The 14,876-nt window shown below is 52.4% G+C and carries 15 protein-coding genes; 1 reads left to right on the forward strand and 14 read right to left on the reverse strand.

Annotated features, from left to right (window positions below; genetic code table 11):
- The first annotated feature begins 18 nt into the window (after nucleotides 1–18).
- A complete protein-coding gene (locus tag AC0LWM_RS30380) occupies nucleotides 19–891 on the forward strand; it encodes a polysaccharide deacetylase family protein (protein WP_474678789.1) in 873 nt (290 codons plus the stop codon).
- Nucleotides 892–905: 14 nt separating this feature from the next.
- Here the strand turns inward: AC0LWM_RS30380 and AC0LWM_RS30385 are convergent, their stop codons facing one another.
- The 14 genes from AC0LWM_RS30385 to AC0LWM_RS30450 form a co-directional block, all read right to left on the reverse strand.
- Nucleotides 906–1,310 carry a GNAT family N-acetyltransferase gene (locus AC0LWM_RS30385; RefSeq protein ID WP_474678790.1) on the reverse strand — a complete coding sequence of 135 codons (405 nt, stop codon included), beginning with the start codon at nucleotides 1,308–1,310 and terminating at the stop codon, nucleotides 906–908.
- A gap of 35 nt (nucleotides 1,311–1,345) precedes the next feature.
- The gene (locus AC0LWM_RS30390) at nucleotides 1,346–1,606 is read right to left on the reverse strand and encodes a GNAT family N-acetyltransferase (RefSeq protein WP_474678818.1); all 261 of its coding nucleotides are present in this window, start codon (nucleotides 1,604–1,606) and stop codon (nucleotides 1,346–1,348) included.
- Nucleotides 1,607–1,889: 283 nt separating this feature from the next.
- Complete coding sequence (locus AC0LWM_RS30395; RefSeq protein WP_474678791.1) at nucleotides 1,890–2,864, reverse strand: 6TM ABC transporter family protein; 975 nt, start codon at nucleotides 2,862–2,864, stop codon at nucleotides 1,890–1,892.
- Nucleotides 2,851–3,402 (reverse strand): hypothetical protein, encoded by a 552-nt coding sequence (locus tag AC0LWM_RS30400; RefSeq protein ID WP_474678792.1) that lies wholly within the window; start codon nucleotides 3,400–3,402, stop codon nucleotides 2,851–2,853. The genes AC0LWM_RS30395 and AC0LWM_RS30400 overlap by 14 nt, the downstream gene beginning before the upstream one ends.
- A gap of 25 nt (nucleotides 3,403–3,427) precedes the next feature.
- On the reverse strand, nucleotides 3,428–3,826 hold the full coding sequence (locus AC0LWM_RS30405) for a hypothetical protein (RefSeq protein ID WP_474678793.1): 399 nt from the start codon (nucleotides 3,824–3,826) through the stop codon (nucleotides 3,428–3,430).
- Between the two features lie 73 nt (nucleotides 3,827–3,899).
- On the reverse strand, nucleotides 3,900–4,382 hold the full coding sequence (locus AC0LWM_RS30410; protein ID WP_474678794.1) for an ABC transporter permease: 483 nt from the start codon (nucleotides 4,380–4,382) through the stop codon (nucleotides 3,900–3,902).
- Nucleotides 4,383–4,397: 15 nt separating this feature from the next.
- Nucleotides 4,398–6,491, reverse strand: a complete 2,094-nt coding sequence (locus AC0LWM_RS30415) for a hypothetical protein (RefSeq protein WP_474678795.1) — start codon at nucleotides 6,489–6,491, stop codon at nucleotides 4,398–4,400.
- Nucleotides 6,481–8,280, reverse strand: a complete 1,800-nt coding sequence (locus AC0LWM_RS30420; RefSeq protein WP_474678796.1) for a pilus assembly protein CpaF — start codon at nucleotides 8,278–8,280, stop codon at nucleotides 6,481–6,483. Before AC0LWM_RS30420 ends, AC0LWM_RS30415 begins: the two co-directional genes overlap by 11 nt.
- Nucleotides 8,277–9,128, reverse strand: a complete 852-nt coding sequence (locus AC0LWM_RS30425; RefSeq protein ID WP_474678797.1) for a chromosome partitioning protein ParA — start codon at nucleotides 9,126–9,128, stop codon at nucleotides 8,277–8,279. Before AC0LWM_RS30425 ends, AC0LWM_RS30420 begins: the two co-directional genes overlap by 4 nt.
- A 1-nt stretch (nucleotide 9,129) precedes the next feature.
- Nucleotides 9,130–9,834, reverse strand: a complete 705-nt coding sequence (locus tag AC0LWM_RS30430) for a hypothetical protein (protein WP_474678798.1) — start codon at nucleotides 9,832–9,834, stop codon at nucleotides 9,130–9,132.
- Nucleotides 9,831–10,955: an SAF domain-containing protein gene (locus tag AC0LWM_RS30435; protein WP_474678799.1), complete on the reverse strand. Its 1,125-nt coding sequence runs from the start codon at nucleotides 10,953–10,955 to the stop codon at nucleotides 9,831–9,833. Before AC0LWM_RS30435 ends, AC0LWM_RS30430 begins: the two co-directional genes overlap by 4 nt.
- Before the next feature lie 40 nt (nucleotides 10,956–10,995).
- The gene (locus AC0LWM_RS30440) at nucleotides 10,996–12,534 is read right to left on the reverse strand and encodes a serine/threonine protein kinase (RefSeq protein ID WP_474678800.1); all 1,539 of its coding nucleotides are present in this window, start codon (nucleotides 12,532–12,534) and stop codon (nucleotides 10,996–10,998) included.
- A 191-nt stretch (nucleotides 12,535–12,725) separates the two neighbouring features.
- Nucleotides 12,726–13,301, reverse strand: a complete 576-nt coding sequence (locus AC0LWM_RS30445; RefSeq protein ID WP_474678801.1) for a PadR family transcriptional regulator — start codon at nucleotides 13,299–13,301, stop codon at nucleotides 12,726–12,728.
- A 174-nt stretch (nucleotides 13,302–13,475) separates the two neighbouring features.
- Nucleotides 13,476–14,870, reverse strand: coding sequence for an MDR family MFS transporter (locus AC0LWM_RS30450; protein ID WP_474678802.1), 1,395 nt, complete (start codon nucleotides 14,868–14,870; stop codon nucleotides 13,476–13,478).
- Nucleotides 14,871–14,876 lie beyond the last annotated feature (6 nt).

Consider the following 14,876-nt stretch of genomic DNA (forward strand, 5'->3'; position numbering starts at 1 on the left):
TTTTGGACGAGGTGAAAGATGAATACGCTACGCAAGCTACTGCTGGTCGGACTCGTTGCCGTAATATTCATGTTGAATACGGCTTATGCGGAACCGGTCGATTCCGGTCCGGTCTATTACAAAGATAAGGTTATTACATTGATGTACCACGATATGGATGCCAAGAAGGACGGCGACTCGACGATCTTGACATCCCAGTTCGAAGAGCAAATCAAGACGCTCATTTCCGAAGGCTATAACTTCATCTCGATGGAGCAGTACATCGAATATATGGATAACGGCGGCGAGGTTCCGAACAATGCCGTGCTGCTGACGTTTGACGACGGTTATGCGAGCTTCTATACCGAAGCGTTCCCGATTCTATTAAAATATAATATTGTCGCAACCAACTTCCTGATCGTTAATTTTACGGATTTATATTACCCTGATGCGCTGCCGCACCTGACGTGGGACCAAATTCGGATTATGAAGGATAACGGGATGTCGTTCTTCTCCCATACATATAACCAACATTTGTACGGGAAAGCGAACAAAGCCGGTTTCGAGAAGCCGGCGCTTGCGAGCAAGCTGTTCCTGCAGAAAAAAAACCGGGTCGAATCGCTGGCGGAATACCGCAAACGGGTTCTAACCGATTTGACGCTGGCCGAGAAACGTTTGGCGGCCGAGCTCGGCGAGCAGCCCAAAGTTCTTGCCTTCCCTTACGGCGCGTATAATGACGACGTGCTGGATCTGGCTAGCCGAATCGGCATCAACCACTTCTTTACGATCAAAGAAGGCATCAATACGCGAGAAACGAAGGTCGCCTTCCGGATCAACGCAGGGTCGCCTAAAGTCAAACCAGCCGATCTGCTGAAAACGATGCAGAAGTATAATGATTTGCCGGGTGTATAACGCTCGGCTTTTTTCTATTCCAGCGACTTTCGATACCTTACTTGAACCAAATCTATACCCCTGGTAATGATTTGTTCTATCCCATCATGGTTAAAGCCCAGTTTCTCATAAAATCTTCTGGCATTCGTATTTTCTTTAAGTACCCACAGTGAGACGTTGCGATAACCAAGTTCTTGTAACCTATCCGTCCCCCATTGGAGGAGCAGTTTCCCCAAGCCTTTCCCCCAGTGCTCCCTAAGCAAATATATGGCCCGGATTTCACCGCAGGTATCGTTTGTATCAGTGTCTCTGCACTTCCCGATCGTCAAGCAGCCGACAGGCTTATCGTCGACGGTTATCAGTGCTATTTTTTCGCTACCTTCATTTAATACATTTTGATAGTAATTTTGCCGCTGTTCTACTTCAATGATTCCAATCACCCTCTTTCGTTCTATGGAAGAACATCGTGCAAATGCTATTTAAACATTTGAATATACCACATCTGATACCCAAGCTCTTCATAAAAATCGGCAGTTTCCTTCCAGCGCCGATTTGAAGACCCGACCAAAAATCTAGTAATTTGATTGCTCTCCGCTTTTTTATGTATTGTGGATAGAAGAGCTCTACCTATCCCTTGATTTCGATAGCTTGGGTGGATATAGATCTCGAATATTTCCAAGTAGTTCTCATTTTGCGGGATGACCCATTTCCGTTCCTTATTTCGCCGAAAACATATCCTATGACGTCATCATCGACTACTGCTACATAAAAATAGTCGTTTAATCTCGCTGCTAACCCCTCGATCGTGTGGTTGACATTCTTATATCCAACGGTAATGTTTTCCGTTTTCCACGATTCCGATAATTTCAGTACATGTTGAAGCTCTTCCGTACTGCATGGTTTAATACAATACATGTAAAACCTCCCGGTTCCAGTATCAATTCATAAATCATCATAGCACACGACAACTCGAATATGGATAAAAAATCCTCTAAAATCAAGTTTTAGAGGATCCATCCTTACTTTTGGCACGGAGCCGGAAAATACCCCTGTGCGGCTGCTTCCTTCCCACTCGCAAACGTCTCCTCGGGTGTTTCCGAAAAAGAGCAGTCGGCCCTTGTGTAATATTTGATCCCGTATCGCCGGAATCCGTAAATAGAGTGCTTCTTGACGACTCTCCCGCCGCCGAGCGCATAATTATTGTAATAGGTTCTGCCCATCGGAATCCCTTGAATGAATGCCATGATACCGATGTCGTCGATCGTGTTATTCCACTCTTCCTCGCTAATCGTCGGTAGAGTAAACGTATAAGTGATGCCATATTTTCTCGCAAAAACATTGTGACGATTGATCGTCAGCTCCAAGTCGCGCATAATCGAACGAACGATTGTCGATCTTCTCACTTGCTCGAACAACGAAGCATCCTTCAGCAAAGGGACTGCGGTTTCGCCCGCGACCTGCTCCCTCCTTCCCTCGTGCCAAGTCCGGCTTGTCTTATCGAATACGCCAACGCGATCGTCCAGCGTAAACGAGTAGCTGTTGCCGGCTTGATCCGCAAAGGCGTAAGGCTTCGTCCCCCACCATATATGGCGCAGCTCGTTCTCCCCTTTCCCGTTAACGACAGGCCCTACAGCGTAGACGTCATAACCGTCATATCCGATGACAACGATAGCCGGTATATACCCGAGCAGCACCTTTTGTCCGATCGGATCGTCCACGATGCCGAAGTTCACATTCAAGGTGCGTACAAAAGCATCGAGCGAAGCTTCCTTGTTCACGGCAAATCGCTTGGCAGTACGGTACAAAGCCTCATCCTCCTGCCTAGCGTGCAGCATAAGCGCCGTGCTGGCGTCTTGTACGGCCGTATCCAACGCGGCATTGTACCGCTGCTCCGTCCGGACCGCGTTTTTCTGGAATTCCGCATCCCAGCGGGTGATCCAGAATAACGGAAATACGATCAGCGCCAGCAGGAGGGCTGCATTAATCATTTTCATTCCGTACCATGCCTCCGTAAGGAATAAAAATAGCCGCTTGATCGGAATCGCCGCCGCTCAAAAAATTGCGCAGCACCGTCGCGTTCGTCCGATTCGTATTGCGGATCGTGACGGTAAAATAATCACCCATCGCCATTCGGTATTTACGGCTGCCGCTATCAAGCGGCAGGGCATTGTTCGGGAAGAGCACCGCCATAATTTGCGGCGTGAAGAACGCCTCGTAATTCACCCGGTACTCGTTGTTGAACGTTGCCGGATTGGATGGATCGCCGTAAACCGGGTCGTACCTCTTATGCTCGTGCTCCATGACGATGTCGTACGTATTGCCCGTCGAATGCAGCAATCGGAAAAAATCGTTATACATCGTTGGCGTCACGTACCCTTTATCTCTGACGGCATCGACAAACCCGGTAACGGCTTGGAATGCGATCATCGAGGACACATCGTCCTGTCGTTCGTACGATTCCGACAGCGGATACATGAACAGCAGCAGCACGGCGACAATGATGGAAAACAGCTTGCTGACCGTATTGATCACGACTTCCGCAGCCTCCTAGCTAAGATCATGATGATACCAGTAATGTGAAAACGATCTTCATCAAATCACCCTCTCCATTCCTTACCCTCTTGACCGAATACGCTGCGGCCGGCGAGATCCATTCGGCATAGATTTCATCGGTCTCCGCATTACGCGGGAAGTGGATGCCATCGACGACCACATCGTAATCGAATTGCTTCAGTCGATAAATCGTCTGAATGACCTCCGCGCCGGAAACCGAATCGTTCTCCTTCGCCCGCAGAACCATTGACGTATTGCGATCCTGATCGGTACCGGCCCGAAAAGCGGAAGCAACGGCACTTTGGGCGGTTTCGTTCATCCATAGAGCCATCGTTAAAGCACTCATAAAAATAAGAGCCGTAAATCCCATGAGCAATAGATCCGTTGCGGTTTTACCCAGCATTTTATCCTCCTTCCTTCATACCAGCGTTTGGATTGGGCCGTACCCGGCAGTTTCCAGAAGTTTTCAGCTGGGGTTATTGCTGATGAAACACAATCGCGCGGATGGCATTGCTCTTATCTTTGATCAGGCTTGCTTTGAACTTGCCGCTTGGGTTGACATATTCCGTCGTGCTTTCATTTGTAGCATTGCCTAACGTTCCGGTTGGTGTCGTGCCTGTAACCGAGCCGTACTCCACGCTGCCGACTGTCGAGGTGATGTCGATCACTTTGCCGTACCAGGAACCGCCTGGATTTTTGCCGGTAATGATTCGAATGCCGAACTGCTCCTTGTCGGAAAACTTGCGCAGCGCGTTGGTCACTTGACTCCCGGATACGACCGTATTGTCATAAACGGTAAAAGCGGTTTGCGACAGCTCCGTTTGAATGTCTGAAAAATTGTTTTGCGCAGACTTCGTTGCATCTTGTGCTGATATAAACATGACAACCGCGATCGTAATCAAGGCGATCGCAAGAAAAAATCCAGCTGCCATAATTAATGCTCGTTGTGCATTTCCCATACTTTCATCGTCTCCTTATGTAATTTTTCCGATTTGTTCGTAGTAGACGCTCATTTGATTCATGCTCATATAGACGAGCGGCATGACCAGGTATAAGAAAACGAGCGCGTACATCGGCGCAAATCCGATCAGCTTGCCCCAGCTGGCCTTCGACTCGATCGTCTTCTCGTATTGCTGCTTCCGCTGCTCGAAGTAAAATTGACGCTCCGTCTCCAGGTCGTCGAATGCCTGCTTTACCGGAATTTTGTCCGCAGCAGCCAGCAACCGCTCAACGATTCTTGCGAAAGGCAAGAAGGAAGCATCCTCCTTCAATTGCTCCAGCGCCTGCTCCGCTCCGCTTTCGTAATTCAGCAAACAAGTTCTAAACTGCTGCTTGAATTGGACGGAGAAGCGCTCCATCCACTCGACCATGTTTTCTACGGAGATTCGTTCCATCTCGCACAAGATCGCGAGTATCGTATGAAACTCATCCACTTCCCGTTGAAGCTCCATCTGCCGCAGCCGCTTCTGGAAATGTAATATCCATAAAGGCACGTAATATCCGGCGGTGCCGGCCATCATACCTAACAGCAGCTCCCACCATTTCAAATATTCGCTGTTCATTTGATCCAGCTTGGCGGATATTCTTCGAACTGAAGCGATGACCGCTTCTTCGTCCAATTCCGATTCGGCTGTTTGCTCACGGATCACTTCCGCAATCGCGTCCTGCGTACGTACCCCGCGTTCGTTGACTTTATCGATAATCCGGCGGTCGAACTCGGAAGATTTGATCGCTTTCTCCTCTTCCTTCGCCGACATTTGGCCGAACATCGCTTCGTTTTTCGTTGGGGCGAACATAATTCGGTCGACGGTGACCGCGTGCATGTACAACATGAGAGTCAACGCGCCGACACAACATGCGGCGCCGAGGACAAGCCTTCGCAGCATAAACCATTCCGGCGTACACGGCGATTGGGTTATCTTAAGCAGCTCGACAAGTTTGACGTGCGTTTTCGTATGAGCGGCGGGCAACATACGCTGAATAATGAAGGAAATTGGCGGCCAAGCGGCTATTACCTGTTCCCAACGCTTCCTCTTCGCCGCTCCCATGGCCGATTTCCCTTCGTCGTTGTCCTGCATCTTGCGCAGCAGCACGTATGCGATCACTATAATCGCATAGATGATGACTTTCGTTGCCGCGCCTAACTTGCCGCCATAAAAATCGTCCATCGCCGGAAAATTGCCCCTTGCCCAATATTCGATCGGCCTCGCGAACAAAATCGGCGCAACCGCAATGGCGGTAAGTCCTTTCAGCAAATAGTCCAATCTTTCCCGGCGCAATATTTCCAGATGGATTTCCTGCGTCAATCGGTTGAGTGCATTAAGGTACAACGATCCTTTGTCCACGACCTTGTCGCCGAACTCACGGATCAAATGCGAGATGCCGGCAAACCCTTTCAGAAACCGATTCGGGGCAGCTTCATAATATTGCTCCAAACCCGCTTCCGGGTCGGCCGAAACGAGAAGCTCGTAAATGTTGTGCGCATGCAGCGACGCCTCATGGGTGCCGACTTCGGCGGCTTCGTAGATCGCTTCCTCCACCATGCCGTGCTGATGGTAATGGTGCCGTACGTCGGCGAACAAACCGACCAGCTGCCGCAATAAGCGATTTTCCACCCTGTGGATGAATGCGTCAATCAACAACCCGTGAACGACAAGCGCACCAAGCAGAACGGCGATCATAAACGATAGATCACGGCTAACGATAACGAGCGCAACCGCGGATACGAACATAATGCCTAGTGCCATATAAGTCAGCTTCATCGTCTCCAGCCGCATTGTTACTTCGTCGTAGGCATGAATGCGCGCAATGCGCCTTCGGATATTCCGCATGTAGATGCGCAAGGGCGGGATTCGCCACCCCAGCTCGTAGGAATCCCGGCAAAACTTAATGAACCAAAGCCTCGCATTTCCTTGGGCGGGCTGCAGCAGCTCACGAGCATGCTGGTTGTCGTCCTTCGAACCGCGCCGCTGCACCCTCCGGTTCAACAACTGAAGCAGTACGAGCGACAGCAGAAATAAAAATACGGCTGTCGAGCAAACGGCTAGCAAAATCGTATTATGCTCCAATCGCTTCCCCCCAATGCTCGGACAAAAATAACTTAAATTCGGCTTCGTCCGCCTCGGACATATGCTCGATCATTTCCCTCCTGTTCCTGTCGGAAATCGGCTGGACCGCCACGTAAACCCCTTCCCGAAACTCGATCACGTTACGCGCATCGGCGTAAGGCACCCCGTCCGCAATCGGAACGCATTCCGTAATGCGTTCAATATACCGCCGGCCGGACGAATCCTTTTTCAAGTGAATATCAAAATTGACAACGCTGACGACCTGCTGCTCGGCAGCCGTTTCACTCGTGAAAACGCCGGTCTTCAGCAGCGAATTGCGGAGCGATTGGACAAGATCTCGAAACGTCTTCGCATGGTGCGTGAACAAAGTGAACAAACTGGCCACCTGCGCCATCTGAATCATCCACGCCGCCACGGGGTCGGTCGCAACCTCGCCGAGAATGTTGACGGTGCCGTCGGTTTTTTTCTGGATGTCGAGCCCTTGCTGCCCGGAGATCGTCTCCGTTTCGCGGAAGCTCAGGATGTTGCGGTTGCGGTATATTTTCCGCAAATTCAGTTCAAAGGACATCTCCTGTACCCGCAGCGTATACGTTGCGTAAATATGCTTCACCATCGCCATGAGCAAAGTTGTTTTGCCGCTGCCCTGCGCCCCGGTGATCGCGGTAATGCGGCATCCCTTCATCAAATATTGGATCAGCTTGATCGGCAATGCCGCGTTGGCGTCTCGGATCAACTGCTCCAGCGTTGCGTTCGGCACATCGAATTTCCGCACGAAAAAAGCCCACGATTCCGAAAAATTCGGCCGGACGACGACCACGCGCGAACCGTCCTTCATTTCGTTCACCTTATAGCCGTTCGACTCCGACAGCTGTCCGGGATTATTGTACTTGTAGATGTTCTGGCATACCCGTTTCAGCTCCAGCTCCGAGCCAAAGGACAAAAAATCGAGATGAATCGACTTGCCTTTGTAAAACACCCATACGCTATCATAGCTGTACCTCGTATCGCGAATCATCTGATCGGTATAATACGAAGCCCCGAAGCCGATGGCAGCTCCGGATTCGGACACCGGCAAGCCGGATACCCCGCCCGATACGCCGTCAATCTGCATATCCCGGATTTCGTCGATGACGCCGAAGCCCTTGTACTGCTGATAAATCCGCTGAACGACAATGCTCAGCTTGTCCTCGAAAGCCAAAGTTCGGTATTCCCGTTCGAAAATCGTCCGGATTTCATCGCCGGTCACTCGATACGAATCCACGGTCCCATCTTCGATAATCCGCTTCGGGCGATCCAGCCGATACGTTTCGATGAGACGGCCGAGCGCATCGATGCCGTGCCGTTTGCGGTACAAATAAAGCAGAATATCGAATTGATCCTGCTCGCTCAGTGCCCGATTCTCCTCGAATGGTATAACCCAATCGACATTGGTCTCATTGCAGCCGTAATATCCGGCAAGCAAATCGTAAATGAGATTTTTGACGTATGCTTTGTCTCGTGCATCACCGTAAACGCAGCCCTTCAGCGCTTTCTTCAGCTCGATCCGCTGATTTTTGCGGCGTCTGAACTCTTCCTCATGGAGGCCGAGATCATACAAATTGCCGCTTACCATGTCGTGGATCGTTTGCTTTACGTATTGCTGCATCGCTTCGATGGAATAACGGCTCGAGATTTGAGCAGGCTTCGGCGCAGCGACCGGGCGGCTCGTCAATCGCAGATAGATGAGGATCAGGCCGAATAGCGCAAGAATGACGATCAATATCAGGTTAACGGCATAAGCCGAAATCATGAGGTCGCCCCTTTCTTCAAGGAATAACCCATGATCGACATGATAGCCGCAGTCAATCTACGGATTTCTTCCATGAAAAAATAATTGTCGCTCCGTTTCTTGGCATTCCGGTTTCGCATGAAATAATCGACGACGCTGCGGTCGTTGATCGCGTCGATAAAATCAGTATTGTAAGGGATCGAATAAATCGGTTCTTTGTGCTTATACCGGCGGGCGATGTTGACCATCGAATATTTGGAGTGCCGGTCGTAAGGTCCGAGAACGACAAGTCTAGGCTTCGCATGAAGAGCCTCGGGCCAATCCCGCTTGGCAAAATATCGATCCAGCGCCTCCGTATGCTGCGGTAACCGCACGATAACAAGATCCGCGCCATGCAACACGGCGTCCGCTGCGGTTGAATTCACGCCTCCGCCGATACGGCGGCCGTTGCCGGACCAATCAAGAAGCGTCAGCCCGTAATAACGGCTTGCGCAAGTCATCATGGCCGGAAGTAAAGTCGGATCGGCCTCAGCGTGCGTAACTTCTTGCTTCATCGTTCCGCGCAGCAGATCCAGCCTGTCCCTCAGAATCGGAGTGGAATAATCCTGCACCCGTTCCGGGGTCAGTCTTTGACTGCGAGCAAGCCGCTCCAGCGCATCAACGCCGGTATCCGCAAAACGCGCCATCGGATCGGGATCGCCAGACGACCTGTCGCCAAACGCCATTTCCAACATTGAGCCAGCCCTGGACGTATGGGCGAGCAGCGTTCGGACGGAATACTCCAAACCAATCAGTGCTGCGCATGCGATGAAGCATGTCGTCGAAGCGTCCTGACTGTTCGGATCGCCGAAAAATACGACCTGCCCCATGTCAAGCTCTCCTTTCCGCCCGTTTAAACGCTTCTTTGATCGTCCGCCCGTCCAGGCCAGAAATCGTTTGCGATACGCCGACGATCGTTTTTTTGTACGGCTGCGACAATGGCTTTAAACGAAGCCGCCCGTTAAACTGATTGTCGATCTTCGTGGATAAGTCAATCTCGTCATACGAGATGGCATAAGCCGGCTGAGCCCAGGCGATCGGCAGCTTCGACATCGTTGACTCAACATATGCTTCATCGATGCCGCATTCCACCGTTTGGAGGAACACTTGAATGACTTGCTCCGGTGCTTCCTTTCGTCCGTGCCCAAGCATGCGGCTCATTAGCTCTGCGTTTTTGGCGATGGTCGCCTTTTCGTAGTTGGCGACGAGCACCCGATCGCTGATCCCTTTCCAGCCTGCCGCAATGTCCGGGCTGTCCGAATCGATTAAGATCAAATCATAATCGTCAAGCCGTTCGCCTTGCTCGCTCAAATAAGCGTCCAAAGCGGTTTCGTTCAAAAAACCGACGGCAACGTTAAAGCCTTCGTATTGCGCGACGGGGCACCGTTCATCGAGCGCCGCGACCGCGTAGCGGTAATCTTGAGCCAGCGTTGCGTCGACAAGCAGCAGCCGCTGTTCGGCAGAAGCCAGTACTTTGCAAATGTACAGCAGCAGATCTCGTTTGTCGCACGCACCGGCAAACATGATGCGCTTCATGGCGTAACCCCCTTCGATTGACCGAATATATCGTCTTCCTCCATCGGCGCACTCCCGCTCCCGTTCGTTGCATCCGGCACCGTCGAGCCTTCCGTTCCCGTTCGTGCGCCGAAGCCCGGCGAACCGGAGGATGGCGATGCGTCGGAACGGCCCGGAACCTCGGTCCCCGAAGGCGAAGAACCGGTCCCTGCCACGGCCGGATTCGTTCCGGCGCCTCCCGCGCCGCTTCCATTATCTGTAATCGGGGCAGCGGAAACCGTACCGAGCGGGGCACCGGGATAAGGCGCTTGCGGAACTAGCGAATGCGAATCGGACAACCGCTGCAAGTCCCGTTCCAACCGCTCGCGCACCCGTACCTCCAATCCGCGTTTGGCCGCATCGACAACATTGGGATCGCTCTTGATCAAAGCCATGACGTCGGCGTTGATCGGATAGTTCGGAATCGCTTTGTTCTGTACGTACGGATCGACATACGACAAAGAATATAATGTTGCATGGTGCAAATACGCGTCGACGATGGCGCTGGACATTGCCAATATCTCCTGCTCGTCAACCTGATGCCAAACGACGCTTCCCACAAGCTGCTCCACCTTCTTCTTGGCAAGCACAATGTAGTCTTGCCCGGTTGGAAACTTGATCCTCACATCGACGAACTGCCCGATCTTCAAATCGCTCGGCAGCCGCAGTACCGCAAACTCTTCGTTGCGCAGGTCATCGGGCACGACGCCTTCCTCGAACAACATCGATTTAGTTAACGGCGTATTGCGCCGGATATCGATCTTGGCAAACTTCTTAAGCGGATATGCCGCGTCCACGATCATATCGTCCGATACCGCGTCAGCCGGCATTTCAATCACGCTGATCGCCTCCTGTCCGAGCAGTTCTCCTGCGGTTACGTCCTTCCCGGCAGCCAGCACCTTTCGCTTCAATTGCTTGCGTTCTTCCTCAACCTTTACAGCCGACCTCAATTGCCGCTCGTATTCTGCGGCGAGCTTTTCCTTCTCTTCCGCCTGCATCATGCCTTGATAGATGAGCAACGACGATAGCAGCAATCCTGCAATACATGCGCCGATCAAACCCGCTCCGATCAAATGTTTAGTCCGCTGCCGAATGACCGACATAATACAATCCACCTCGCTCTATCAATGAAATATAGAATCGCTATTCCTTTCCTCCTGAGCCGAATAACCGCCAGCGCTTGCGCGGGGCGATGCCGACGGCCGGACCGATCCATTGCTCCATTACGGCATCCGTGTCGCTCTGCCTTCGGAACGGGTCGGGATGAGAAGGCACAGCCGCAACGCGTGTTCCGGGCAGCGCTTTCGCAACATCTCCGATCGTCGTTTTTTCAGCCAATGGGATCGCATAGAGCCAGTTGCTCTGATCGCAATCCGCGTGAGATTCGGCAAAACGGTAAATGTCCGGCTGCCTCCATTCGCAGCCTGCACCGACGACGATCGGCAGATGCGAACGCACGAACTCGTCGAACCAAGGCGATCCCGCCTCGCAGCAGCCGATATCGATCACAACGACTCGATAACCTCCTGCGAATATAGCGGGAAGCTGCTTCGTTCCGCAGCCTTTGTAGAAGTCTATTGTGCCGATGACGAACTTGCCGTGACGCGCAACAGTTTCAGTCCCTTCGTACGCCTCCTCGATCCTCGCGAAGTCACCCGACGCGTTCGCTTCCACGAGGGCGACGGGGTTGCGCCCCCCAAACCAAGCCGCGAGCGTGCCCGCAACAAGCAGTGAAGTATGCGTTGCGCCCGCGCCCGGTCGAACCGACGTCACCGCGACGGATAACGTCCCGACCCACGACGGCGCCGGTGCAGCCGGCACAGAGCCCGTCCCCTGCTTCTGTTCACGCCTCCGCTCCGTACCAGAAGCAGGCGCACGCGGCAAAATCGCTTCCAGCTCCCGCTTCGTCTCCTGTGCGGTCTGGTATCTCTCATTCGGCGCCGATCGAAGCAGCTTCCCCACGAGACGGGTCAGACGCTCCGGTAGCCCTGTTGCCACCTGATCCAACGGTTTCTGCACGGTGTAGAAATATTTGCCCCCGCTGAGCAAGTAGTACAGCAAAGCTCCAAGGCTGTACAAATCGCTTCGACCGTCTGTCTGCTTGCCCAGAAACTGTTCGGGCGACGCAAAGCCGATCGTGCCAAGCTGCAGCGTATCGGACGTCTGGCCCTGCTTGTAGCTACGGGCAACGCCAAAATCAATCAAGCGAATATGGCCGTTCTCGTCGATCATGACATTGGATGGCTTCAAGTCGCGATAGACGACTGGTATTACCTGCTCATGATGCAGGTAATGAAACAAATCGCACAGATGAATCGCGATCCTGACCGCCATCGCCGCGTCCGTCTTCCGTTCCCGCCGCTCGAACCATTCCAGCAGCGTCGTACCTTGAATATAGTCCATCACCAAGTAGCTGTATCCGTCCTCATCCGGCGCAAAATAATCGACGATGCGCGGCAGGCCCGGATGCTCCAATCTCGTCAGCATATCCGCCTCATCGACGAATTGACGGAAGTCGCTCGGCGCATGTATCGTCTCCTTGATCGCCCAACGTTTGCCCGGCAGCTTCGTATCTTCGGCCAAATAAACGGTGCCCATGCCGCCTTGGCCTAACACGGAAACGATCCGATACCGCCTGCCAAGCAAGTCGTTCGGCTGAAGTCTCATCTGACGCGCATTCACTGCCGCACCCCCGTTTCACGAAAATAAAAACAAAAAAGAACGCAACTCAGGCCGATGGCTTTGAGCTTGCGTTCTTCGCAAACGAATGACATATATGCACTTGTTAGACATGTCTATATTACCAAAACATGTTTCGCCTGTCTATACCCTGATATGGAGAATTTAGGATGGCCGTAACATTTCCGGGTTGTTCACTTATGTTCAAGCCCTTCCCCATTCGTTCGATGGCTACTGATTAACTGTAAAACCCACTCTTCGTCAAAACGGAGCTTTTCCAACCGATGCCGGAAAAAGGTCAGAATATATTGCTGTTCCCCGTCCGGAATCCGCTCATCTTTGTTCACATACTCAATTCGTTCTTCCTCATGGCGGATTTCATACCGCAGGTAATCCTTGTACTGGTGCAAAATTAAAAACCGCAACTCCCTACTGATCAGATCAAAATTTTTCAGTTTAATATAAAAGTGCAGCTCGTAATCCGGCGAGTATGGAATCGGCTCTTCCATCAACCGAAAAAAGCGCATTCTGCCTTCTTCGGTAATGCTGTACATTATTTTCTTTTTTCCTCTTCCCTGCCGAGCGCCCTCCGGTTGTTCATCGGGGACCTGCTCGATCAGTCCGTCTGCAAGCAGGCCGTGAATGAGCGGATAAAGCACCCCCCAGCTGATTTTTTGCGTAGGTCCAATTGCCCCGTTCAAGATCTGATGCAACAAATAGCCATGCATCGGGTTATTCATCAATTCGCCGAGTATGAATAATTCGTTCAAGCAAATGGCCCCCCTAATAAGTTAACTGCTCTTATTATATCGAATAGATATAATAAGTAAACAAAACAGTATAGGTTGCGGTTGCCCGAAAAAAGAAAAAGCCGCGGTCGTCGCGACTTTTTCCAGGCCGAATCCGTTTGTGGCCGAATCCGGTTTCTTTCTTTCGTGCCCCCGTCACGCCGACTGCTGCTGCGCCATCAGCTCGCGGTGTTTCGGCAGGAATTGCACGGCGAGCAGGTTCGCAATCGCAATGCCGCACATGAGCAGAAAAACGGTATGCATTCCGGTAGCCAGCTCCGATTTGGAGCCGAGCGATGTCACATGCTGGTTGTAAATCGTGCCGAACACCGCGATGCCGATCGTTTGACCCATTGCGCGCAATAGCATGCTGGAAGCGTTGGCGACGCCGCGTTTTTCCCAGCCGACGGCGGATTGCACAACAACGGTAGAGGGCGTCGCGACAAAGCCCATCCCGAGCCCGATTACGGAGAGAATACCAATCCAGTAAACGTACGGAGAGTTCATCTGAAGCGTGGCAAGCCAAATGGAGCCGGCCACCACCAGACCAGAACCGAACACGATCGACGCCTTCACCCCCATCTGGTACATGAGCCTGCCGGCCATGTTGGAAGCGAGCGGCCATGCCAGTGACATCGGCATGACGATCAGGCCCGAGCTTGTCGCGGAATGGCCAAGCACGGACTGAATCCAGATTGGCGAGTAAATCGTCAAGCCCGTCGTGATGCTGAACGTCAGAAAACCGCTGACATTTGTCACGTTCAATACGCGGATGCGGAAAATCGACAACGGTATCATCGGCTCTTCCGCCCGTTTTTCGATCCAGAGGAATAACTGCAAAAACACGGCCGCTACCGCGAACAGCCCTACAATCAACGGGGAATCCCACGGATGGTCGGACCCGCCGCTCAGCAGCGCGTACAGGAGCGCGGAAAAGGAAACGGTAAAGGTGAGCGCGCCGAGGTAATCGATTTTTTTTGCCCGGCGCTCGATCGGTTGGTGCAAAAATACGGTGAGCAGCAGCAAGGCGGCGGCGCCGATCGGCACGTTGATGTAGAAAATCCAGCGCCACGACACCTGATCGACGAAATAACCGCCGATAAGCGGGCCGAGCAAGCCTGCCACGGACCAAACGGACGAGAAGACGCCCATCATTTTGCCGCGTTGCTTACCTGAGAATAAATCGCCGATAATCGTAAAACACACGGGCGCCAACGCCCCGGCCCCAATTCCTTGCAAGGCCCGGAACCAAATAAGTTCCACCATCGACTGTGCGGCCCCGCACAAAATGGAACCGAGCACGAACAAACCGATGCCGACCGCGAACACGGCTTTGCGCCCGAACAAATCGGCAAGCTTGCCGAAAATAGGCACCGCCACACAGGTGGTCAACGTGTAAACCGCGAATACCCAACTGAACAGGCTCTCACCATGCAAATCCGCGATAATATGCGGCGTGGCGGTGGCGACGATGGTCACGTCCAACGCGCCGATGAACATCGCCGCCAGCAGCCCTATAACAACCATGTTGACGTTTGTTTTTGGTGTCATGAGAAG

The sequence above is a fragment of the Paenibacillus sp. sgz302148 genome, from assembly GCF_056120465.1.